The following is a 23,877-nucleotide window of genomic DNA, read 5'->3' as shown; positions in this document are numbered from 1 at the left end:
GGCAATGAGACAACTGTAGAAGTGGAGTAATGATGCGCGTTGCAAGTATTGTCGCCGTGGTGTTGAGCTTTTTGGTGATTCAGCTAGGTGCGTATACCCGATTGACCGATGCTGGCTTGGGCTGCCCCGATTGGCCCGGGTGCTACGGCTTACTGAGCGTGCCCCAAGGCGAACAAATCGAAGCTGCCAATCAAGCCTTCCCCGAACGCCAGGTCGAATCGCAAAAGGCGTGGAATGAAATGATTCATCGCTATCTTGCTGGTTCACTGGGGTTACTGATTGTTGGCTTAGCCATTGGTGGATGGCGCCATAGTCGGTTTGTTCGCGGCTTAACCCTTGGCTTAGTGGCATTGGTGGTGTTTCAGTCCTTACTCGGTATGTGGACCGTAACAATGAAACTGAATCCCTTGGTGGTGCTGGCACATTTGCTCGGTGGTTTTTCCATTTTTGCCCTGTTGTGTTTGCTGGCCACTCGATTGCGCCAAGCTGGTAAACGGGCTCACCACGCCAACTCATTAGCGCCGGCCGGAGCGAAGAGAATTCTGCTGGTCGCGCTCATTGTGGTGATGTTGCAAGTTCTACTCGGCGGTTGGACATCCGCTAACTATGCCGCAACCGCTTGCGTTGAATTACCGATTTGCGAATCGGGTTGGAGTCAACGACTCGATATCAAGGGAGCATTCAGTCTGCCGGCAACTGCCGATGGTAGTTATGAGTATGGCCGGCATGACTATCAACAGCGCATGACGATCCACGTGTTTCATCGTTTTGGCGCCGTGCTGACAACCATCATTGTCGGTTTGGCGATCGTTCAGTTAGCCAAAGCCCGCCGAACAGGCGCATCAATCTGGTTGACTCTGTTGTTGACTGGGCAGCTTACCTTGGGGTTGGTCAACGTGATTGCCCATCTACCGATTGCCGTTGCGGTTGCTCATAACGGCGGCGCTGCTTTGCTATTTGCAACCTTGGTGGTGTTGTGGGCACGACGCAGCAAACCACTGATCTTTGGAGGTCAATCTAATGGCTAGAACTCTCACGCTTAAGGCCCCTGGAGTGCTTCAACGCATGTTGGGCTCCGCTAGCTGGCAAGATTATTATCAATTGACCAAGCCCAATGTCGTGATGCTGTTGTTGCTCACCGCTCTGGTTGGGATGTGTGTTGCTAGTCAGGGATGGCTGCCATGGCAACCCGTTGTCTTCGGTTTGCTCGGTATCGGTTTTGTGTCTGGCGCAGCTGCAGTACTCAACCATGTTGTTGATCGCAAAATTGATGAGCAAATGGCTAGAACCCATCATCGACCTTTACCTCGCGGGGTGATGGAAACTCACCGTGCATTGGTCTTTGCCGCGCTGCTCGGGTTAATCGGCACTGTCGTGTTGTGGTTTCTGGTTAACCCCCTTACGGCCGTGTTAACACTGTTTGGCCTAGTTGGATATGCTGGTGTTTACACCATGTACTTGAAGCGAGCGACGCCACAAAACATTGTCATTGGCGGCTTGGCTGGCGCTATTCCACCATTGTTGGGGTGGACGGCGGTGACCGGCCAAATCGATGGTTATCCCTTGTTGTTAGTGATGATCATCTTCACCTGGACGCCGCCACACTTTTGGGCTTTAGCAATCCATCGACGCAACGATTATGCTCGGGTTAATGTGCCGATGTTGCCTGTCACTCATGGTATTGAGTTCACTAAAACAGCTGTGTTGCTATACACCCTGTTATTGTTCGTTGTCAGTTTGATCCCATTTTTGGCTGCCATGAATGGCTGGCTCTATGCGATTGGCGCCAGTGCCCTGAATTTGGCATTTATTTACTATGCGCTCCGACTGAAATTCGGTGATGAACAGAGGTGGGCAATGAAAACCTTCCGTTTTTCAATCGTCCACCTTATGCTGTTGTTTATTGTGATTCTGGCCGACCATTTCATCGCTTAATTCGGCCACTGCAGTGACATGCACTAAGGGAATAACTTGAATAACAAGTTGCTCATGTTGGCGGCCGCGTTGCTCGCCGCTGTGGTTGGATTTTGGGCTTATCAACAGAGCCAACCGACAGAATCGGCCGTGATTGCCAAAGGTTACGGGTATCAGTCGGATACCTTGGTTGTTTACCAACCTCAGCGACAACTTGAACCATTTCATTTAACTGACCATCTACAACAACCATTCGACAATCAGCGATTCATTGGCAGCTGGAGCTTAGTTTTCCTTGGCTATACCTTTTGTCCCGATATCTGTCCGATGACACTTGCCATGCTCAATGGCATTTATCCCAAGCTGCAGCAAGCCAGCAAACTACCGGTGCAAGTGGTGTTCGTGAGTGCCGATCCGCAGCGTGACAACCCAGAAAAACTGCATGCCTACCTAAACTACTTTAATCCTGCATTTATTGCCGCCACTGGTCCGCACCCTGATCTATTTCCCCTGACGCGCAACCTTGGCTTAGCATACGCCTTGTATGATGGTGCCGATAACGACAATTACCTAGTCGATCATTCCGCATCGATTGTGCTGATCAACCCAGATGGTCATATCCATGGCGTGTTCAAGCCTGTCGCTGTGCCGGGTGAAATACCGACCGTGAAAGCATCTCAGTTACTGGCTGATTTTCCGCGCGCAATCGCTCAACGCTAATATCGATGTAATTTGACATGACAAGTTTTTGGGCCTCATTGAGGCACGTTGAGATGCATCGTCGGATCGGCAAGATTGCGGTGCCGATGATTCTTGCCAATCTCACTGTACCACTCCTTGGTTTGGTCGATACCGCCGTTATTGGTCATTTGGATCAGGTTTACTACCTTGGAGGCGTTGCCGTAGGCAGCATGGTGGTGACGCTCATATACTGGCTCGCGGGTTTTCTCCGAATGTCGACTACAGGGCTTGCTGGGCAGGCCTATGGTGCCGGTGACCAAGTTCGTCAGAGTCATGTGCTGCTGCAAGGATTAACCTTGGCTTTGGGCCTTGGGTTGTTGTTACTACTCACTAACTCAGCGATTTGGCTAGCGGCTATCTCATTGATGAAGCCATCGGCTTTAGTTGCTGAACAGGCACAACTCTACTTCGATATTCGCATCATCTCAGCGCCAGCGGCCTTAACCAACTTGGTGATGATGGGCTGGTTCATCGGCCTGCAACGCAGCCGCACCGCAATGGCACTATTGATCATCACCAATGTTGTGAACATTGGGCTCGACTTGCTGTTCGTGCTGGGATTCAAGTGGGGCGTACAAGGTGCAGCATTAGCGACAGTGATGGCTGACTTTAGCGCTGCCGGCTTGGCAATTTGGTTGGCCTGTCGCATACAGCCTGAAATCATTGCGCGTATGCGGCAGCACAGGCTCTGGTTGCATTGGCAGCACATGAAGTCACTCATTGCGATGAATCTAGATATTTTCATTCGCTCGCTGAGTTTGCAGTTATGCATTGCTTTTATGACCGCAAAAGCCGCGCGTCTCGGCGATGCCACCATTGCCGCCAATGCGGTATTGATGAATTTCCTTATGCTGATTGCTCTGGGTCTCGATGGCATCGCGTATGCTGCCGAAGCCATGGTTGCTCAAGCCAAAGGTGCTAAGCGTCGTTTCGATGCAGTGCAAGCCATCCAACTGAATGGCTTTTGGACGGCGATTCTGGCTGTGGTATTTGCTGCTGTGTTTTGGCTGTTTGGTGCTGCTATCGTCTCCTTGCTGACGGATCTCGACGAAGTACGCCGTACTGCTGAAAATTTCCTAGTTTATATTGTGTTACTGCCGTTAGCGGGCGCGGCTTGTTTCTTGTTAGACGGCATTTTTATTGGCTTTTCGGCGGCAAAACAAATGCGTAATACCATGATATTGGCGGCATTCGGGGTGTTTTTCCCAACGTGGTGGTTGCTCCAACAGCAGGGCAATCACGCCTTGTGGATCGCTTTTCTTTGCTTCCTGCTCGCTCGCGGTGTTGGCTTGTCTTACTGTCTGCCAGAGCAGTTGCGCAGAGTGACACAATGAATAGTATTCGCTCAATTGTTGGCTAATGTAGACATTTGTAAACAAGTGTAGGTTTGCTTTAACAATCAAGCTTTCGTTCTGTGGTTATTGCCTAACTGAATCACTTCTTCATACTGAGATCTGTCACCGTGGTGACTGTTGTAATGACGTGGAGAGTGAAAATGCAGAGCACTGCGACAACGCCAATAGCAACTCAGCTGAGTCAATTGTTATTCCTACTAATGGTGCTGGTGGGCTGCGGTGGTGGTGGAGGTTCCGCCTCGTCGACAAACCCTTCGACGCCGTCTCCTCCTGTCACCCCCAATCAAGCACCCATCGCAGATGCTGGCGCCGATCAGATGGTTACCCTAGATACTGTGGTGATGCTCTCTGGCGCCGCAAGTAGTGATCCCGATGGCGACCAGCTGAGCTACTCTTGGCATTTGGTGCAACAGCCCGCAGGTAGTCAGGCGGAGCTAAATAGCAGTTCGACTGTTTCACCAGCTATCACGGTCGATATCGCTGGCATTTATCTAGTTGAGTTGACCGTCAGTGATGGCGAGTTGCAAAGCGCATTGGATACCGTACAAATAGTTGCTGAGCTGCCAACTACGAAGGTCCTTTCGCCAATTGTCGATACTGGCCAAACCCGTTGTTTTAATTCCGTTGGCGGCACTGAAACAACTTGCTCAGATCAAGGATACGATGCTGACTACACAGGCAATTCACCGAGCTACTCGCTATCTGCAGCGGGTAGTGTGGTAATCGATAATGTTACCGGACTATGGTGGACGCAAAGCACCGATGTTGACGGCAATGGTCAAGTTGATGCAGACGATAAACTGACTCCGGCAAATGCTGTCGCTTATTGCCAGAACTTAGAGTTTGCAGATCGCAACGATTGGCGTTTGCCGTCAATAAAGGAAGCATACTCCATTATTGCGTTCACCGGCGAAGATCCAAGTGGCTATGATGGCACCGATACCTCTGAGCTAGTGCCATTTATAAATCCAATATTTGACTGGGTGTTTGGCGACCAATCCGCTGGTGAGCGAATCATCGATGGCCAATATGCCACCACCACTGAATATGTCTCACGGACCATGAACAATTCAGAAACTATGTTTGGGGTCAATTTTGTTGATGGTCGCATCAAAGGCTACCCGCTGAATAACAAGTCTTATTATGTTCGTTGTGTCGCCGGTGATGAATATGGTCTCAACGACTTTGTTGATAATGGTGACGCTACCGTTAGTGACAATGCTACAGGCCTGATGTGGCAGCAAAATGATCAGCAATCCAGTGACTGGGATGATGCCATTGGCCTCTGCGAGCAGGCATCAACGGCTGGCTATAGTGATTGGCGGCTGCCCAATGTCAAAGAGTTGCATAGCCTCGTAGATTACTCACGTTCGCCAGACACCCATGCTTCAGCAGCTATTGACCCGATTTTTGATGCCACCAGTTTTGCCAACGAAGAGGGCGAGATAGATTGGGGAGCCTATTGGAGTTCAACCACTCACATCAGCTATGGTGGCCGCGGACATGCAGCGGCATACATCAATTTTGGTCGCTCTCTTGGCTATATGAATCAATTGCTCGATGTTCATGGTGCTGGTGCGCAACGAAGTGACGACAAAGATGATGCGAGCAATGGCGGCAGCGTGCCATCGCAGGATCTGGGCAATGGCACTTTTTACTATCGCGGACCACAGGGCGACATCGTCAAAACCAATCATTGGGTTCGGTGCGTCCGATCGCAGCAACAAACGCAGGCATCGCGAGCGATTGCCACTGACGGAAGCGTCAACATTTTATTGATCGTGGGTGATGACATTGGCGTGGATAACGTTAGTGGTTACGGCGAACACGGCGACTATAGTGCCCAAACTCCCAACATAGACCAACTTGCCTCCAGCGGCGTGTTGTTTCGCAATGTTTGGGCTAATCCTATGTGTTCGCCATCCAGAGCTAGCTTGTTAACCGGACGTCACGCGTTGCGCCATGGCGTATTTAGTCCCGGACGGTTGGGGGAGTTGGCAGCAACTGAATACACTATTGCTGAAGCGCTCAAAGATGCGGGTTACGCCACAGCATTGTTTGGTAAGTGGCACTTGGGTACGAGGCAAGCAAGTTTACCAACTTCGCAAGGCTTTGATTATTACTCGGGTAGCCTAGAAAATATCGATGACTACTTCAGTTGGCAAAAAACAACCCTTGTGGGCGCGGATGCAGAGCAATCTGAGCCTGTGGTTGAAACGGCATATGCTACCGATGCTGTCGCTAGCGAGGCCGCCGAGTGGATTGCGTCAACTCAACAGCCATGGTTCGTCCAGTTAGCATTTAACGCCCCACATTTTCCGTTTCATGTGCCACCGGAGGGGAGCTATCACGCTGTCAGTTTGGCTGGTCAGCCGGGCGATCTGTGCTCGCGCAACAGCAGTAATGACCCAGTGACCGCTTGTTACCGCGCTATGGCAGAGGCGATGGACAGTGCTATCGGTCAGTTACTGAACAGCATGGACACAACCACTCGAGAGAATACCTTGGTTATTTTCGTTGGCGACAACGGCACTTCTGGTGCTGCGGTAATTGAAGATAGCGACTACCCATTCACGGCTGCTCATGCCAAAGGAACCATGTATGAAGGAGGCGTAAATGTGCCGCTGGTGATTGCTGCTGGCAACAATATTGGTTTAGATGCCGGTGAAATTGATGCTTTGGTGCAAATTCAAGATTTGTACCCAACTTTGTTGGCGATCGGCAATGCGACAACCAGCAATGATATCGATGGTTTAAGTTTGTTGGGGCATCTCGATGCTCAGGCACCTGCGTCACAGGTGCATCAGCAACTTTACTCTGAACTTTACGATGAGACCGATACAGATCGCTGGGCTGTCACCGATGGCGTGGCCAAATACATTAACAACGAAGGTATCGATGAGTGTTATGACCTTAGCAGCGATGCCGCTGAGACAACCAATCTTTATGCTAGCAATGGCGAAGTTGCCGCCAGTTGCGCCATTCTAAAACAAGCTCGCCCTCAGTGATGAGGAGTAGATATGACAAAGGCCCGATGAGGGCCTTTGTGGAGCTACAGTGACTTACTATTGAAATTAGTAGTAGGAATGCTCGCCGTGTTGGTGCTCAGTGATGTCGCGAACGCCGTTTAGCTCGTCCGGGAACTGCTCCAACAGCTGTTTTTCAATGCCTTCTTTGAGTGTCACATCGACCATCGAACAACCATTACAGCCGCCGCCGAATTGCAACACCACATAACCGTCGTCGGTTAACTCGACAATTTCAACCTTACCACCGTGGTTGGCGAGCTGAGGGTTGATTTCGCTCTGAATCAAGTAGTTGATGCGCTCAACCAAAGGTGCATCTTGGTCGACTTTCTTCATCCGCGCATTGGGGGCTTTTAACGTGAGCTGAGCGCCCAGTTTGTCGGTGACATAATCAATTACCGCATCGTCAAGGTAAGGTTTGCTATCGGCATCGACGACAGCCTCGAAGCCGTCGTATGGGAAAGTCTCATCGCTGTCTTCGACGGCGTTTTCTGGGCAATAGGAAACACCACATTCGGCGCTTGGAGTACCCGGATTAATTACGAATACGCGAATTCTGGTGTTCTCGGGCTGCTGACTTAGCAGTTTAACGAAATGCGCTTGAGCATCTGCAGAAATATCAATCATATCGGGCTCATTAGAATACTTGACAAAAATACTTGGGTAATTGTAACGCTAATCTCCTAGCTTAAACAAGCACTCATGGTGTCCGGCCGATACACCAGACATCGACTCGTGACACTCCGTGCTGTTTTAACTGCGTGGCGATTGTCGTCACAGTCGCTTGTGTCGTCACGACATCGTCCACTATTGCGACATGATCATAAGGGCAGCCGACCACCCGGTACATGGCTTGGACCTGACGCCAGCGCTCGGTCTTATCTTTGCCGGTTTGACTGTCACCGGCGTACAATCTAACACAGCAATTAAGGTCAACTGGTATAGCTAAATGAGCACCGAGATCAGATGCGAGAATTGCCGCCGGATTAAAACCTCGCTGACGAATCTTGCTGCGATGGCTTGGTACTGGCAACAGCGCTTGTGGCATGTCATCGATGTGACAGTGGTGCAACCAAGCAGCGCTCAATGCTCTGCCGGCTGCTAATTGACCGTGATACTTAAACAGGTGAATTAGGTGCCGGACATGACTTTGGTGCCAGCCCATTGCGATCATCTCACTAATTGGTGATTGTTGCTGTTGGCATTCACCACAAACCGGCTCGATATCAGCATCGCCAACCGCCAATGGCAGGGCACAACGCCGACAATTGCCCGCGCATAGCGGAAGCTGAGTGATACAGGCGCTGCAAACACTATGATGAAAGTAAGCCGCTTCACTCCCTGTCATCGGTAACTGACACAAAGCGCATCGAGGACTTAAAGTTTGTGCCAGTAGTCGACGAGTCAGTTGCGATATTTGTCGGTGAAGCTTGGCGGGATACTCAGAAATTCTTAACATACCTGTCCTTAGGTGTCGCGCCACATCCTGTGGCAGTAATAGTGGTAATTTTTCAAAGTATGGGGCGGTAATGACGGTTTTGCGAACTGGCCAGGGCGATGATTTGGTGCTTTTTCACGGTTGGGGCATGAATGCAGGGATTTTTGACAGCTGGGTAGAGCAGCTGCAGCTTCATTTTCGCTGTCACTTGGTCAATCTGCCAGGGTTCGGCGGGCGCCCGGCTTGCGACAATGCCGATCTTGATGAGTGGCTCGATGCCGTATTACCCGAACTACCTGAGCAGGCATATTGGTTGGGTTGGTCACTGGGCGGATTGTTGGTTCAGCGCTTAGCGCAGCGTCACCCAGAGCGAGTGAAAGCGCAGCTGTTGGTTGCTACATCACCACATTTTCCTGCTGCTGAGCGATGGCGTGGCATTCAGCCACAGGTGTTGGCGCAATTTATCGAGCAGTTGCATTTAGACCCCAATAAAACCATCGAGCGATTTCTTGCTATTCAGGCAATGGGTAGCGAATCCGCTAAACAGGATATCCGCCAAATCAAGCAGCGTCTTGGGCAATACCCTGCCCCCCAAGCAGAGGCGTTACAGCAAGGCCTAAACCTGCTACAACAAGTTGACTTTAGAGACATTAAATCGCCAACGCCGCAGTATTGGTTACTCGGGCGGTTGGATTCGTTGGTACCTATAGCGTTAGCCAAACACCTTGGCGAAGCAGCTACCGTTTTACCAAAAGCATCTCATGCTCCTTTTATCAGTCACCCAGAGCTAGCAACAGATTGGCTTCTTAGCATTGTTACGACAGCTTCTTAAGTCAGTCTGAATCAAGTCAGCAAGGCGTCAATAATTTAGCACTAAACGTTATTCTGACGGGCGTTCAGGCTAGATTCAGCTATTGGATTTATGCTTTTAAAACCTTTTCATTTAGTACTGTTTGTACGATAATTAAACAGTTCATGTTTGGAGGAGGTCAGAATGAATAGCATTCACCAATCTGGCTTAAACATTGTTAATCAAGCTTTTTACACTGCGGCTGAGAGTTCTCAGGCAATTGCCGAAGCCGTTGTAGAGCCCGAGTCTGAGAGCTCAATGAGTGCACCTGGCACAACCAGCTTGACTGAGGCAGTGGTCGATTTAAAAAAAGCTGAAATTATGTCTCTTGCTGGCGCTAAAGTGATTCGTACAGCTGATGAAGTTGTTGGTACGTTAATCGATACCAAGGTTTAATCATTAATGAACATTGTCTCGAACTATGCGCATGTACCTCTGAGTCCGGTTAATCCGCAGACTCAGGCGCTGGCGCATGACAATAAAGTTCGAGAAGTGATTCGTCAGCCTTCGCAAATGGAAGGCTTTCCCCGAGAGCCGGGCATTGCCAAAGATCAAGAGCAAGTGCGCCCGCAAACCAAAGATCCCCGTCAACGTTTAGTCGCATCGGAAGGCTCCATCGATGGTACTGACGTTGTTGAAAGCGAAACTGATCAATCGATTGAAGCGGCTGATGATTCTTCTCAGCAACAAAGCGGCGATCAGCAAAATCCAGATGAGCAACAAGCTCAGCAGCGTCAAGACGCCAGAGAGCAAGAGCAGCAGGCGCAAGAACAGCAAGTTGTTGATCAGCTCGAAGCCAGGGACCGCGAGGTTATTGCTCACGAGCAGGCTCATGCTGCCGTCGGTGGTCAGTACGCCGGTTCCCCTAGCTACGACTATCAGCGCGGGCCCGATGGCCAGATGTATGCGGTTAGCGGTGAGGTCTCGATTGATATCTCGCCAGTGCCGGGCGATCCGGTTGCTACCATTCGTAAGATGCGTCAGGTCCGAGCGGCTGCGCTAGCGCCAGCAGAGCCATCTGCGCAAGATCGCCGCGTTGCCCAAGAAGCGGCTCAGATTATTATCGAAGCGCAGGCTCAAATTTCTGCTGGCGAGGGCGATGAGAGTGAGTCGTACCGTGCCGAAAAACGAAGTTTCAAAGAGGGCTTGGCAGATGCCAGCCAACAACTCGGCCAATCACAGCAAGAGACGCTTGAAGATGACGACTCTGAGCTTGACGGCCCGTTAAACAGCAAAGAAGCAATAGCCGAAATGGTGCAACGCAATTCGGTTATCGCCCAAGCCTATCGGCAGAGTTCTGAAAGCTCGTTTGGACTGCTAATCGGCAGCGTTTAAGCGCTGCCAATCACCTTTGTCTCCAAATTAGTTGCGCTTTGCCTTAGCGAATGCCTCGGCGAATGCGTTATTGGCCGGTTGTGCTTGGCCTTGCTGGCGCCCTCGTTCGTTGCGATTGGCTCGTCGTTGCGGTTGCGAACGCGATTCACTGGCTGTTTTCGACGGACTATCAGCCACATCGCCCATCCTCATGGTCAAGCCAATGCGTTTGCGTGCAATATCCACTTCCATCACTTTCACTTTGACTACTTGGCCGGCTTTGACGACGTCTGCAGGATTACTGACATAGCGATCCGCCAGTGCAGAGATGTGCACTAGTCCATCCTGATGAACACCGATATCAACAAAGGCGCCAAAGTTAGTGACATTGGTGACAACGCCTTCAAGTATCATGTTGGGCTTGAGATCGGCTAGGGTTTCAACGCCGTCTTTAAAACTAGCCGTAGTGAATTCTGGTCTTGGATCGCGCCCCGGCTTTTCTAGCTCCGCAAAGATATCGGTTACTGTTGGTACGCCGAACTGATCATCCGTGTAGTCGTTGATATTGAGTTTTTTTAGCGCGCCGGATTGACCCATGATGTCACTTAACTGCCAGCTATTGTGAGCGAGGATTCGCTTCACCAATGGGTAGGCTTCTGGGTGAACCGAAGAGGCATCGAGTGGGTTTTTACCATTGCTGATTTTTAAGAATCCGGCACACTGCTCGTAGGTTTTAGCGCCCAAACGAGCGACTTTAAGCAATTGTTTGCGTTCACCAAAAGCGCCATTGGTGTCACGATAATCAACGATGTTCTGTGCCAGCACACGATTGAGGCCAGCGACACGAGTTAACAGTGGCGCTGAAGCCGTGTTGACATCAACACCCACAGCATTCACACAGTCCTCCACCACGTTAGTTAGGCTAGTGCCCAGTTGCGTTTGATTGACATCATGTTGGTACTGACCAACGCCAATGCTCTTTGGATCGATCTTCACCAGCTCAGCTAGCGGGTCTTGCAGTCGTCGAGCGATCGATACCGCACCACGCAGAGAGACATCTAGATCCGGAAATTCTTGCGCTGCTAGCTCTGATGCTGAATAAACAGAAGCGCCAGCCTCGCTGACCATGATTTTCTGTAGATTGGGTAGTGCCAAGGCTTTCACTAATTCGGCTGCCAGCTTGTCGGTTTCGCGCGATGCTGTGCCGTTACCAATGGCAATGAGTTCAACCGCATGCTTCTTTACCAGCGCGGCTAACGTTGCGAGTGATTGTTGCCATTGTTTCTGTGGCACATGGGGGTAGATGGTGGCGGTATCGAGCAATTTACCTGTGCCATCGACAACGGCAACTTTAACGCCTGTACGTAATCCTGGATCTAATCCCATGGTCGCTTTGTGCCCGGCTGGTGCGGCCATTAGCAAGTCATTGAGGTTGCGGGCGAAAACTTGAATTGCTTCTTGTTCCGCTTGTTCTCGGAGTTGCCCCAAAAGTTCATTTTCGAGTTGCAACAACAACTTAATGCGCCATGTCCATTGCGCCAATTGTTGGCGCCAGCGATTGAGTGCAGAGTTGTCAGCGGACAGTTTGAGGTGAGAGGCTACCAGTTGCTCTCCGGGCTCGACATCATCTGGCAGGGTGATTTTTAGCTGAAGAATCCCGTCGTTGCGGCCGCGTAGCATCGCCAGAGCACGGTGCGAAGGAACCTTGATCAGTTGTTCATTGTGATCGAAGTAGTCACTGAATTTCTGGCCGTTTTGCTCCTGTCCCACCATGACTGTGGCACTTAACTGACCGTGACGTTGCAGATGATTCCGAGATTGACCAACTAGCTGAGCATCTTCTGCCAGTCGTTCCATGAGGATGTAACGTGCTCCGTCGAGGGCTGCTTTGCTATCGGCAATGCCTTGTTGTTCGTTGATATAGGCCTGTGCCATTTGCTCCGGTTCACCGCTGTGGGCCGAGAGCAGTTCGTCTGCCAATGGTTCAAGCCCTGCTTCGATGGCAATTTGTCCCTTGGTACGACGCTTTGGTTTGTAAGGCAAATACAAATCTTCCAGGGTCGATTTGCTGTCAGCTCCTTCAATGGCTTGTTGGAGCTCTGGTGTAAGTTTGCCTTGTTGGTCAATCGACTTGAGGATCGTGTCACGGCGCTCGTTCAACTCACGCAGATAGCCTAGGCGTTGCTCGAGCAAGCGCAGTTGGCTATCGTCGAGGCCGCCGGTGGCCTCTTTACGATAACGAGCGATGAAAGGAACCGTAGCTCCCTCATCAAGCAATGAGACGGCGGCATTGACTTGGGCTGAAGAGGCATTTAGCTCAGCGGCGATTTGGTTAGATATGTTTTGCATGGGTAGTCTTTACGTTGAGTCGCCGGACGGTGTGTCAAATGGCGTGTACTGAATTTGATTGATGTACCAGACTTTCACGCCCTCTGGCGTGCGGACTTGAACTTCATCGTCAATTTGCTTGCCGATGAGGGCCCGAGCCATCGGTGAATTGATGGTAATGTGCTTTTTCTTGACGTCGATTTCATCGGTGCCAACGATGCGATAATGGGCCATTTCGCCATCGTCGTTTTCGACTTCAACATAAGCACCGAAAAACACTTTGCCATCTTGTTGCGGTGAGTAATCGACAATTTCTAACACTTCGAGGCGTTTCATCAAAAAGCGTAAACGCCGATCAATTTCTCTTAGACGTTTCTTGCCGTATATGTACTCGGCATTTTCACTTCTGTCGCCTAAAGCCGCAGCTTCCGATACCGCTTGAGTCACGCGTGGTCGTTCTTCCTTCCATAGATACTTCAGCTCGTCATCAAGCCGATGCCAGCCTTCGCGGGTGATCAGGTTGGTTTTCATGCAGGTCGGTTAACTCTGTTGGAGTACATCAGTGATTGTTGTGACAGATATGCGGGCGATTGGCAGAAACCCAAGGTTGGCCTCCGCGTTGTCGCTCACATAATTTGTAACAAAAGGCTGATCTCATTTGCATTCAATGCTTTGCTTCATTTGCGTTGAGGGCACTATAGTGGTCAAAAAAGGAGACTGGCAATGAATCAGGAAAGCACCAAAATTCTGGTCGTCGATGATGACATGCGCTTGCGAGCACTGTTAGAGCGCTATTTGGTTGAACAAGGTTATCAGGTTCGCGTTGCACCTAATGCAGAGCAGATGGATCGCTTACTGGAGCGAGAGAACTTCCATTTGATGGTGCTCGATTTGATGCTGCCTGGCGAAGACGGCTTATCGATTTGCCGCCGCATGCGTCAACAGGAAAATGAACTACCAATTATTATGCTGACCGCCAAAGGTGACGAAGTCGACCGCATTATCGGTTTGGAGTTAGGCGCTGACGACTACTTGGCCAAACCATTTAACCCACGCGAGTTGCTTGCCCGTATTCGAGCGGTGTTGCGGCGTAAAACCCAAGAGGTGCCAGGTGCGCCTTCCCACGAGGAAACCATTGTTGAGTTCGGTGAATTCAGGCTTAACTTGGCAACACGCGAAATGTCGCAGAATGGCGAGGCATTAACCCTGACCAGTGGCGAGTTTGCTGTGCTTAAGGCTTTGGTAACCCATCCTCGCGAGCCGCTGTCGCGCGACAAGCTGATGAATTTGGCTCGTGGTCGTGATTACTCAGCACTGGAGCGGTCGATTGATGTGCAGGTATCGCGGTTGCGTCGAATGTTAGAGCAAGACCCGTCCAATCCGCGCTATTTGCAAACGGTTTGGGGATTGGGCTATGTCTTTGTGCCCGATGGCACTAGTGTCTAATGGCTAGTCATCGATGATCCGTTTTTGGCCCCGTAGCGCCTTTGGGCAAACCGTTTTATTGATCGGCAGTTTGCTATTGTTGACCCAAATGGTGTCTTACTTCATGGTCGCGCTATATGTGATTAAGCCGTCTTATGAGCAAATTGTTCACCTGCTAGCGAATCAGGTCCGGTTAGTGCTTGATGACCACAACCCCGGCCATAAGATGTTGGAGCCAGCACTCAAGTCACGAATGCTATCGAGTACTGGGATCGAAATCTACATTGAACCGGTCGCGATGGTATCTGGGCTGGATAATGCCACGCCTTACGCGTTGCTATCGGAGCAGATGAGCGACGAGCTTGGTGGTAACGCCGAGATCCGCATTGAGCAGGGTGCCAACTACATCGTTTGGGTTAAAGCGCCGCAAGCGCCAGAGCTTTGGCTTCGAGTGCCGATGAAGCAGCTGGAAGAAAGTGACTTCTCGCCGTTGCCTATGTATTTGGCGATTATCGGTGGTTTGAGTGTGTTGGGGGGGTGGCTATTTGCCCGGCAACTCAATCGGCCGCTGAAAGCATTGCGCTTGGCCGCGTTGAAAGTGGCTCGTGGTGATATGCCCGAGACCCTCAAAGAATCTGGCACCCAAGACGTGGTCGAGGTTACACGCGCGTTCAACCACATGGCTAATGGTATCAAACGACTCGAAAGTGACCGAAACTTACTGATGGCCGGCATATCCCACGATTTACGCACGCCACTCACGCGTATTCGTCTAGCCAGTGAGATGATGGCTGATGAAGATGATTGGCTACGCGATGGTATCGTTCAGGATATCGATGATATGAATGCCATCATTGACCAATTTATTGAGTACATTCGCCATCACAAAGACGAATCATTAGAACCTTATCAACTCAACGACATTGTTTCAGAAGTGGTGCAAGCCGAAGAAGTTCGCGACGTTGCCATTCACTTTCACCCCGATGAAGCACTTCCGGAAATACCGCTCCGTCGAGTGACCATTAAACGTGTTGTCGCCAACTTGGTCGAGAACGCTCTGCGGCATGGCGAGCCTCCGGTCGATTTGCAGACCGGGGTTGATGTCAACGGTCAAAACATTTGGTTAACGGTTCGCGATCACGGTGCAGGCATTCCTGACGATCAATTGCAGAATGTCTTTGAACCATTCACTCAGGGAGATAAGGCGCGAGGAACTGAGGGCAGTGGCCTCGGACTAGCGATTATTCGTCGGGTGGTATTATCCCATGGTGGCAATGTCACCTTGTCCAATATGGATGGTAAAGGTTTGATGGCGCGAATTGAGTTACCTCTGAGTTAGTCGTTAGTCCGCGCTAGGGCATAAAAAAGCCAATAAAAAACCCGCCGAGGCGGGTTTTTTTAATTGGTGTTTGGGACTACTTCAATTGTGGTCCTGCGGCAACCAAGGCAGCGCCTGCGTCATTATCAGTATACTTGTCAAAGTTCTTGATAAAGCGGCTTGCTAAATCTTCAGCCTTAGCTTGCCAATCAGCGACATCAGTGTAGGTGTCACGTGGGTCCAAAATGGCTGGATCAACACCTGGCAATGAAGTTGGCACTTCTAAGTTAAAAATAGGCACTTGCTTGGTTTCAACTTTCTCAATGGAATCATCAAGAATGGCATCAATGATACCGCGGGTATCTTGAATCGAAATACGCTTGCCTGAGCCATTCCAGCCTGTATTGACTAGATAAGCTTCTGCGCCCGCTGCTTCCATTCGCTTAACCAGAACTTCAGCATACTTGGTTGGGTGCAGGGTCAAGAACGCTGCGCCGAAGCAAGCCGAGAAGGTTGGCGTTGGCTCGGTAATACCGCGCTCAGTACCTGCTAACTTCGCGGTGAAGCCACTCAAGAAGTGATATTTACACTGCTCAGGAGTCAGCTTAGATACTGGAGGCAGAACACCAAATGCATCAGCCGTCAGGAAGATCACCTTGTTGGCGTGACCTGCTTTGGAAATTGGCTTAACGATGTTTTCGATGTGGTGGATTGGATAGGAAACCCGGCCATTCTCAGTTTTTGAGGTGTCATCGAAATCAACTGTGCCATCGTCGCGTACGACAACATTTTCAAGCAGTGCATCGCGTTTGATTGCATCATAAATATCTGGCTCTGCTTCGCGGCTCAGATTAATGGTTTTGGCGTAGCAACCACCTTCGTAGTTGAAGACGCCTTCGTCATCCCAACCATGCTCATCATCACCGATCAAAGCGCGTTTCGGATCAGTGGATAAGGTGGTTTTACCGGTGCCGGAAAGGCCAAAGAAGATAGCCGTGTCGCCGTCTTTACCGACGTTAGCTGATGCGTGCATTGAAGCAATGCCGCGAAGTGGCAGGTAGTAGTTCATCATAGCGAACATACCTTTCTTCATTTCGCCACCATACCAGGTGCCGCCGATGACCTGCATTTTTTCAGTCATGTTGAAAACAGTGAAGTTTTCAGAATTCAGACCATGTTCACGCCATTTTGGATTGGTCGTTTTGGAGCCATTCATGACCACAAAATCTGGCTCGAAGTCCTCCAGTTCTGCTTCGCTAGGACGCAAGAACATGTTGGTCACGAAGTGGGCTTGCCATGCTACTTCAACAATGAAGCGAACTTTCAGACGAGTATCTGGGTTGGTGCCACAGAAAGTGTCTACTACGTAAAGTTTTTTGCCGGAGAGTTGTTTTGTTACCAACGCCTTGAGGTCGTTCCAGACTTCTTGGGTAATTGGCTTGTTATCATTTTTAGCTTTTTCAGAGGTCCACCACATGTTTTCACGAGTGGTGTCATCACAGACGATCCACTTATCTTTCGGTGAGCGGCCAGTGAAAATGCCAGTGTCGACTGCAACGGTACCGTTCGCGGTCACTCTGCCTCTTTCAAAGCCTTCGAGTGATGGATCGGTTTCAGCTTCGAAAAGCTGATCGTATGACGGATTGCGGATGATCTCAACGGTATCTTCGATGCCGTAGCGAGTAAGATCGAGTGTTTGGATTGGAGCGTCCACAGTCATGTCGTTCTCCTAGTTTTAAGGTGTAGGTATATAGGTATTGTTTTTTATCTTTCTGGTTAGACATTGTTGTCGCTCGGCACTCTGGCATTCCTGTTGCCAGATCAAAAAATGAGACGTTATCAACTGTGCTAGCCGATCAACGTCACAAATTTAGGGGCAAATTCGACCCCTAAAAAAACTAATGAATTTTTTTGTTGGTCAGACCAAATAATTCATCGAAATCTTCGGCACTAAAAACATGGTGGGTATTGCAGTACTGACAATGAATATCCACTTGTTCTTGTTCGCTAAATATTTGTGAAAGCTCATCTTTTCCCATGCTTAACAAAGCACTCTTACTCCGCTCGCGTGAACAACTGCAGTGAAACACCACATCTTGCGGTTGATACAGGGTGACTTTTTCTTCATGGAATAAGCGATGGAGCACTTGTTCGGCTGGCAATTGATAGAGCTCTTCGCCTTTCAAGGTGCTAGCCAAAACTTGTAAATGGCTGAAGTCTTCGTCGTCGTTATCTTGCTTTGGTAGTGCTTGAATTAAGATGCCACCGCATTGCTGTGACTCAACATCGGCAAATAGATTTAGGCTGGTGGCAAGTTGCTCGGAACGGAAGAAGTACTGTTCGAGGCAGCCGCTAAATGTTTCTTCACTCAACTCAACGATGCCTTGATAGCGCTCGCCTTTATCTGGCGCAATGGTGATCACCATTTGACCTTGGCCAATGAGTTGCTTGAATGTCATGTCGTTGCCAACATGGCTTTGGACACGGGCGATACCACGCATAGTCTGATCATTGCGGCCATTAATGACCAGCAAGGAGAGTGGTCCAGAGCCTTGAATCTGCAAGGTGATCTCACCTTCAAATTTGATAGTAGCAGTGAGTAGGCAGGTCGCAGACAGAGCCTCACCAAGTAGTTCGGCGATCACTGGTGGGTAGTTATGGCCTTCAATGATTCGGGCGTAAGTGCTATGCAGTTGCACTAGTTCGCCGCGGCAATTGCGCTGTTCAAAAAGGTATCGATGCAGTTGATCAGCATTGGTTTGAATCACGTGAGCAAATCCTTATTTAGCCATTTGTGTCATCGCAAAACTTGAGTGTATCTAAAAGTTGCGCAACACGGCATGGGTGAAAAAAAGTTTTTGATAAAAAATTATTATCATTAGTGTTCGTTGAGGGGGCGACAGCTAGTCGCAAACGGTCGGCATTATAGCGATCCAATTGGCGCAGTCATCATATTGTCATGACAAGTTCGTTAAACTGCGCGGCTCAGAGTTGGCTGCGACGGGATCAGCTAAAGCTCAAAAGTCGCCTTGGCGATTTTTCAGTTGCAGCAATTCGCGACGTCGCTTTTTGTCCGGTTTAGTTGGCGGCGCAGCTTTACTGGCGTTGGCGAGTTGCCGTTGTTGGACCAGCTTTTCGCGTTGCTGTTCGCTTTCTGCCGTTTCTCGGTATAGCTGCTGGGCTTCGGTGGCACTGCGACGGATATCGCTAAGCCCGGTGATAACCACTGTTTTCTCAACGTAGCCTTGGGTTAGGCGCACTGTTGCGCCGAGCTCGACGGTGCGACTGGGCTTACTGCGTTGGCCGTTATAACGGACTTTACCGCCTTGAACCATTTGTTGGGCAATGGAACGAGTTTTATAAAAGCGCGCCGCCCAGAGCCATTTGTCGAGACGGATATTGGTATCTGAAGACATCAAATTCGATTTCTCTAATGGTGAAATAAGTGATGTAACGCCAGAAAGTTATCAGATTTGCGATAACTAAGCACAAACACTGGCTTGTTCCCTTGTCGCCGAGCCTTTGCCTCGTTTAACATGGCTCAGATTTGCCAAGGTTGGCGATGCACTGAATATCGGAAAAGACATAGAAGAGTAGCAATGAATTTGGAAGTAGTAGCCAAACGCTGGATTGCAGCCTTGTCGAGCGGCAAATTGCCTGTCGACAAAATTCGACTGGCCGCACTGGTCGTGTTGAGTCTAGTTGTGGCTTATTTGTTGGCGACGTTAACCCAACGCTTGTTACCCAGCTCTCATTCTAAAGGTCAATGGCAACCCCCCAAAGCAGAGCAGCAAGAGCGCAAACAGCGCGACGTTGGTGTACTGCAAGAAATGAAGTTATTCGGTGATGCCGCCGCAGCTCCTGTGGTTGATAACAAACCAACCGAAGCGCCGAAAACTAAACTACAGGTCAAACTCACAGGTGTGGTAGCGAGTTCTGATCAAAAGAAAGGTTCGGCCATTATTGAGTCGAAAGGCAAACAAGCCACCTACGGCGTTGATGACCGCATTGATGGCACCCGAGCAGTGATCAAAGAGATTTATCCTGACCGCGTGATTATCAGTAACGCCGGCGCGATGGAAACGCTGCAACTTGATGATGCATACGCCAGAGCAAACTTTGAACGCAACAAGCCTGTTGCCAAAACATCCGCCAAACCAACCACTGCCCGCAAGGCGGTCACCGCACCGCGCAGCCCCAAATTGCAGCAAGCGCTGGAAACCATGCACTCACCGTCGGCCAGTAATGCCGACAAACTGGCCAAGCTGACTGACTACGTCAAAATTACCCCTGTGCGTGATGGTACCGAGCTCAAGGGTTTTCGTATTAACCCCGGTATTGACCGTGAATTATTTCAAGCCGTTGGTTTAAAAGCCAACGACCTCGCCGTAGCTCTCAATGGTTATGACCTTACTGACATCACTCAGACTGCCCAAGTGATGGAAGAGTTGAAGACCATGACCGACCTCTCTTTGACTGTTGAACGAGACGGCCAACTCTATGACTTCTTACTGGAATTACCGTCGCCGTGAAGCTAACTAATCAATTACTTATGAATCATAAAACCGTTCGTCCGGCCGCAAAATGGCTGCGTCAATTGTTGTTGGCATCGTTACTTGGAAGCGCTGCGCTCACTGCATCTGCTGCTGAATACACGGCTAGCTTCAAAGGAACTGAAATCAACGAGTTCATTAACATCGTTGGTAAGAACCTCAATAAAACCATCATCATTGACCCAGCAGTCCGCGGAAAAATCAACGTCCGCTCCTACGACTTGTTAAATGATGATCAGTACTATCAGTTCTTTTTAAATGTGTTGGAAGTCTACGGTTATGCCGCCGTTGAGATGGATAACAGCATCATCAAGATCGTCAAAGACAAGGATGCCAAGTTTGCGCCCAACCCGGTGATCGGCAAAGATGGCCCGGCCTTTGGTGATGAGTTCATTACCCGCGTTGTACCCGTACACAATGTGTCGGTACGAGAGTTAGCGCCGCTACTGCGTCAACTCAATGACAATGCTGGCGGTGGTAACGTGGTTCACTATGATCCGTCAAACGTATTGATGATCACGGGTCGCGCGGCCGTGGTAAACCGTTTGGTCGATATTGTTGACCGAGTTGACCAAGCGGGTGACCAGAACGTTGATATCGTCGATTTGGAATTTGCGTCCGCTGCCGAAATGGTGCGCATTGTTGAAAGCCTTAATCGCACTACTGGTGGTAAAAATGCAGCCGATTTTCTGACACCAAAATTGGTAGCGGATGAACGCACCAATAGCGTTATTGTCAGCGGTGAAGAGAAAGCCCGTATTCGCATCGTCAATTTGATTGAGCGCCTCGACAAAGAACTAGCGACCAGCGGCAATACGCGGGTGTTTTACTTGAAATACGCCAGTGCCGAAGACTTGGTTAGTGTTCTCGAAGGCGTCAGTGATTCTATTACTGCTGAAGAGAGTGGCGGCAGTAAAACTAAAAGTCGTAGCCGCAGCGACGTCAATATCGAATCCCATGAAGACAGTAACGCCCTGGTGATCACTGCTGAGCCATCAATGATGCAATCATTGGAGGCGGTGATTCGTCAGTTGGACATTCGTCGTGCCCAAGTTCACATCGAGGCCATTATTGTTGAGATCATGGAAGGTGATGGCGCCAATTTGGGTATTCAATACTTCAGTGAAGATACTGGGGTGATGCAATGGAATACTGGTACACAGGTGCCTGTTTCCAGTTTGTGGGCGGCGCAACGCGCGGCAGAAGATGTGCCGGGATCTACAGTTTGTACCGGCGATACCTGTACCGAGAACCCAGATCAACAAGGCGATTATACCTTGCTGGCTAGTTTGCTGGGACAAATCAATGGCATGATGTTAGGTGTCATTGAAGATGATTGGGCGGCGGTTGTGCAAGCGGTCAAAACCAGCTCGAACTCCAATATCCTATCAACGCCGTCTGTCACCACGCTGGACAACCAGGAAGCCTTCTTCATTGCCGGTCAAGACGTGCCGATTTTAACTGGCGCGACCGCTAGCTCGGGTAATGACAATCCTTTCCAGACCATTGAGCGTCAAGAAGTGGGTGTCAAACTGAAAGTTACCCCGCAAATTAATGAAGGTGATGCGGTCCAGCTGGTTATTGAGCAAGAAGTGTCTTCGGTATCGGGTACCACGTCGGTTGATATCACCATTAACAAGCGCGAGCTGAAAACCACTGTCATGGCCGATAATGGCGACACCGTGGTGTTGGGTGGTTTGATTGATGAAGATGCCCAAGAAAGTGAGTCGAAAGTACCGCTGCTGGGTGATATTCCTGTATTGGGTAAATTGTTTACCTCAACATCGACCACCAAAGCCAAGCGTAATTTGTTGGTGTTTATCCGCCCGACTATTGTCCGAGATGCGGCCACCATGAATGCGGTGAGTTCGCGTAAGTACAACTTCATGCGCGCATTGCAATTGTCGCAGGACGAGAAAGAGTTGCCGATTATTCGTAAGAATGTACCTGTGTTGCCGGAATATGGCACAACACCAGATGCAGCGGCTTACGAGAAGCATCTGGAAGCAGCGAAGAAAGCTGGGCTATCTGCTGATGAATGATTCGCAACAGAATGTATCGGCAGAGCTGGATGTGAGCGCTGGCGTTGAACCTGTCAGTCATGATCAACTCGCTGACACTACCGGAGAACTCGCGCCAGAGCATAAAGCACCGATTCAGCTACCATTTGCTTTTGCGCGAGAATTTGGCGTCTTACTGATCCTTGATGACGATGACCCTCGCTTGTGCCACAAGAGTAGTGCCCAGTGGCGCTATATAGCCGAGGCGCGGCGGGTGGCCGATCAACCGCTACGGCTAGAAATGCTGGCCGATGATCAGTTTGAATTGGCATTGACTGAGGAATATCAGCGCGATTCCAGCGAAGCCAAACAATTGATGGAAGACATCGGCAACGATGCTGATTTCTACACCCTAGCGGAAGAGCTACCCGAGACGGAAGATCTGCTCGATTCTGATGACGATGCGCCGATCATTAAGCTCATTAACGCCATGTTGGGTGAAGCGATTAAATATGGTGCTTCTGACGTTCACGTTGAAACCTACGAGCAGAGTTTGGTGATCCGCTTCCGGGTCGATGGTGTACTGCGTGAAATGCTCAAACCGAACCGTAAATTGGCGTCATTGCTAGTTTCTCGGATCAAGGTAATGGCGCGCTTGGATATTGCTGAGAAGCGAGTGCCACAAGATGGTCGTATTTCATTGCGTATTGCCGGCCGAGCCGTGGATGTGCGGGTGTCGACCATGCCTTCGAGTCATGGTGAGCGTGTGGTACTTCGACTGCTCGACAAGAATCAGGCTCGATTGGATTTACAAAGCCTTGGTATGACGGCGCAAGTGCGCGATCAGTTTGCCGAGGCCATTGCCAAACCCCATGGCATTATTTTGGTGACCGGCCCTACCGGTTCGGGTAAGAGTACCACCTTGTATGCCGCGCTGACTGAGATTAACAGTCGCGAGCGTAATATCCTCACCGTTGAAGATCCGATTGAGTATGCGATCGAAGGGATTGGCCAAACTCAGGTCAATAACAAAGTCGATATGACCTTTGCGCGCGGTTTGCGGGCGATTTTACGTCAGGATCCAGATGTCGTGATGGTCGGTGAGATTCGAGACTTAGAAACGGCTCAAATCGCGGTGCAAGCATCGCTGACGGGTCACTTGGTACTGTCAACGTTACACACCAACACCGCGGTCGGTGCGATCACCCGACTGCATGATATGGGCGTTGAACCGTTCTTACTTTCCTCGAGCTTGCTTGGTGTTCTCGCCCAGCGCCTGGTTCGAACCTTATGTGATGAATGTCGAGACCCGTATAGCCCTTCAGACGCCGAGCGAGAGTTGATGCACTTAGCGCCGACCGAGCCAGCTACCTTGTATCACGCCAAAGGGTGTGAGGCATGTAACCATACTGGCTACAAAGGTCGCACCGGCATTCATGAACTGCTGGTGGTTACCGATGAAGTGCGGGAAATGATTCACAATGGCGAGAATGAGCAACGTATCGAGCGTTTGGCTCGAGAGCACAGCTCAAGTATTCGCAGCGATGGTTTCGAAAAAGTGCTGAACGGTGAGACGACGTTGGAAGAAGTTATGCGCGTGACCCGCGAGGAATAA

20 protein-coding genes are annotated in these 23,877 nt (G+C 50.1%); 13 read left to right on the top strand and 7 right to left on the bottom strand.

Annotated features, from left to right (window positions below):
• The first annotated feature begins 29 nt into the window (after positions 1-29).
• The 5 genes from CBE68_RS17185 to CBE68_RS17165 all read left to right on the top strand — a co-directional run bounded on the left by CBE68_RS17185 (position 30) and on the right by CBE68_RS17165 (position 7,018).
• Positions 30-1,028, top strand: coding sequence for a COX15/CtaA family protein (locus CBE68_RS17185; protein WP_087507406.1), 999 nt, complete (start codon positions 30-32; stop codon positions 1,026-1,028).
• Between the two features lie 37 nt (positions 1,029-1,065).
• Positions 1,066-1,935: a heme o synthase gene (gene cyoE / locus CBE68_RS17180; RefSeq protein ID WP_371870522.1), complete on the top strand. Its 870-nt coding sequence runs from the start codon at positions 1,066-1,068 to the stop codon at positions 1,933-1,935.
• Between the two features lie 36 nt (positions 1,936-1,971).
• Entirely contained in the window at positions 1,972-2,634 is a 663-nt protein-coding gene (locus tag CBE68_RS17175; RefSeq protein ID WP_229744798.1) for an SCO family protein, read from the top strand.
• A gap of 53 nt (positions 2,635-2,687) precedes the next feature.
• A complete protein-coding gene (locus CBE68_RS17170) occupies positions 2,688-3,989 on the top strand; it encodes an MATE family efflux transporter (RefSeq protein WP_233143594.1) in 1,302 nt (433 codons plus the stop codon).
• A gap of 161 nt (positions 3,990-4,150) precedes the next feature.
• Positions 4,151-7,018: a sulfatase-like hydrolase/transferase gene (locus CBE68_RS17165; protein WP_158100656.1), complete on the top strand. Its 2,868-nt coding sequence runs from the start codon at positions 4,151-4,153 to the stop codon at positions 7,016-7,018.
• A 66-nt stretch (positions 7,019-7,084) separates the two neighbouring features.
• Here the strand turns inward: CBE68_RS17165 and nfuA are convergent, their stop codons facing one another.
• Together nfuA and CBE68_RS17155 are read right to left on the bottom strand one after the other, a co-directional pair.
• On the bottom strand, positions 7,085-7,663 hold the full coding sequence (nfuA, locus tag CBE68_RS17160) for a Fe-S biogenesis protein NfuA (protein ID WP_087507395.1): 579 nt from the start codon (positions 7,661-7,663) through the stop codon (positions 7,085-7,087).
• A gap of 73 nt (positions 7,664-7,736) precedes the next feature.
• A complete protein-coding gene (locus CBE68_RS17155; protein ID WP_143824610.1) occupies positions 7,737-8,495 on the bottom strand; it encodes a ComF family protein in 759 nt (252 codons plus the stop codon).
• A 70-nt stretch (positions 8,496-8,565) separates the two neighbouring features.
• Here CBE68_RS17155 and bioH point away from each other — a divergent pair, with 70 nt between their 5' ends.
• The 3 genes from bioH (at position 8,566) to CBE68_RS17140 (ending at position 10,659) form a co-directional block, all read left to right on the top strand.
• A complete protein-coding gene (bioH, locus tag CBE68_RS17150) occupies positions 8,566-9,306 on the top strand; it encodes a pimeloyl-ACP methyl ester esterase BioH (protein WP_087507391.1) in 741 nt (246 codons plus the stop codon).
• Positions 9,307-9,468: 162 nt separating this feature from the next.
• Complete coding sequence (locus tag CBE68_RS17145) at positions 9,469-9,720, top strand: hypothetical protein (RefSeq protein WP_087507389.1); 252 nt, start codon at positions 9,469-9,471, stop codon at positions 9,718-9,720.
• A 6-nt stretch (positions 9,721-9,726) separates the two neighbouring features.
• Positions 9,727-10,659 carry a putative metalloprotease CJM1_0395 family protein gene (locus CBE68_RS17140; RefSeq protein ID WP_087507388.1) on the top strand — a complete coding sequence of 311 codons (933 nt, stop codon included), beginning with the start codon at positions 9,727-9,729 and terminating at the stop codon, positions 10,657-10,659.
• A 27-nt stretch (positions 10,660-10,686) separates the two neighbouring features.
• Here CBE68_RS17140 and CBE68_RS17135 read toward each other — a convergent pair whose 3' ends face one another.
• Complete coding sequence (locus tag CBE68_RS17135) at positions 10,687-12,987, bottom strand: Tex family protein (RefSeq protein ID WP_087507386.1); 2,301 nt, start codon at positions 12,985-12,987, stop codon at positions 10,687-10,689.
• 9 nt (positions 12,988-12,996) lie between these two features.
• Entirely contained in the window at positions 12,997-13,497 is a 501-nt protein-coding gene (greB, locus tag CBE68_RS17130; RefSeq protein WP_087507385.1) for a transcription elongation factor GreB, read from the bottom strand.
• Between the two features lie 192 nt (positions 13,498-13,689).
• Between greB and ompR the strand changes: the two genes are divergently transcribed.
• Together ompR and envZ are read left to right on the top strand one after the other, a co-directional pair.
• The gene (ompR, locus tag CBE68_RS17125; protein ID WP_087507384.1) at positions 13,690-14,412 is read left to right on the top strand and encodes an osmolarity response regulator transcription factor OmpR; all 723 of its coding nucleotides are present in this window, start codon (positions 13,690-13,692) and stop codon (positions 14,410-14,412) included.
• A 13-nt stretch (positions 14,413-14,425) separates the two neighbouring features.
• On the top strand, positions 14,426-15,730 hold the full coding sequence (envZ, locus tag CBE68_RS17120; protein ID WP_308477812.1) for a two-component system sensor histidine kinase EnvZ: 1,305 nt from the start codon (positions 14,426-14,428) through the stop codon (positions 15,728-15,730).
• A gap of 76 nt (positions 15,731-15,806) precedes the next feature.
• On the opposite strand, the gene pckA is transcribed toward envZ, so the two are convergent.
• From pckA to hslR, 3 genes are all read right to left on the bottom strand, one after another.
• Complete coding sequence (gene pckA, locus CBE68_RS17115; protein ID WP_229744800.1) at positions 15,807-17,411, bottom strand: phosphoenolpyruvate carboxykinase (ATP); 1,605 nt, start codon at positions 17,409-17,411, stop codon at positions 15,807-15,809.
• Between the two features lie 196 nt (positions 17,412-17,607).
• Positions 17,608-18,474, bottom strand: coding sequence for an Hsp33 family molecular chaperone HslO (gene hslO, locus CBE68_RS17110; protein ID WP_087507440.1), 867 nt, complete (start codon positions 18,472-18,474; stop codon positions 17,608-17,610).
• Positions 18,475-18,726: 252 nt separating this feature from the next.
• The gene (hslR, locus tag CBE68_RS17105) at positions 18,727-19,125 is read right to left on the bottom strand and encodes a ribosome-associated heat shock protein Hsp15 (RefSeq protein WP_087507380.1); all 399 of its coding nucleotides are present in this window, start codon (positions 19,123-19,125) and stop codon (positions 18,727-18,729) included.
• Between the two features lie 183 nt (positions 19,126-19,308).
• On the opposite strand from hslR, the gene gspC reads away from it, so the two are divergent.
• Genes gspC through gspE form a run of 3 tightly spaced genes read left to right on the top strand, consistent with a single transcriptional unit; the run spans position 19,309 to position 23,877 of the window.
• Positions 19,309-20,241 carry a type II secretion system protein GspC gene (gspC, locus tag CBE68_RS17100; protein WP_158100655.1) on the top strand — a complete coding sequence of 311 codons (933 nt, stop codon included), beginning with the start codon at positions 19,309-19,311 and terminating at the stop codon, positions 20,239-20,241.
• 20 nt (positions 20,242-20,261) lie between these two features.
• Positions 20,262-22,304: a type II secretion system secretin GspD gene (gene gspD / locus CBE68_RS17095; protein ID WP_087507437.1), complete on the top strand. Its 2,043-nt coding sequence runs from the start codon at positions 20,262-20,264 to the stop codon at positions 22,302-22,304.
• Complete coding sequence (gspE, locus tag CBE68_RS17090; RefSeq protein ID WP_087507376.1) at positions 22,297-23,877, top strand: type II secretion system ATPase GspE; 1,581 nt, start codon at positions 22,297-22,299, stop codon at positions 23,875-23,877. Before gspD ends, gspE begins: the two co-directional genes overlap by 8 nt.

The sequence above is a fragment of the Neiella marina genome (assembly GCF_002165625.1).
GTDB classification, from domain to species: Bacteria; Pseudomonadota; Gammaproteobacteria; order Enterobacterales; family Neiellaceae; genus Neiella; species Neiella marina.
This window is presented reverse-complemented; position numbering and strand designations above follow the sequence as displayed.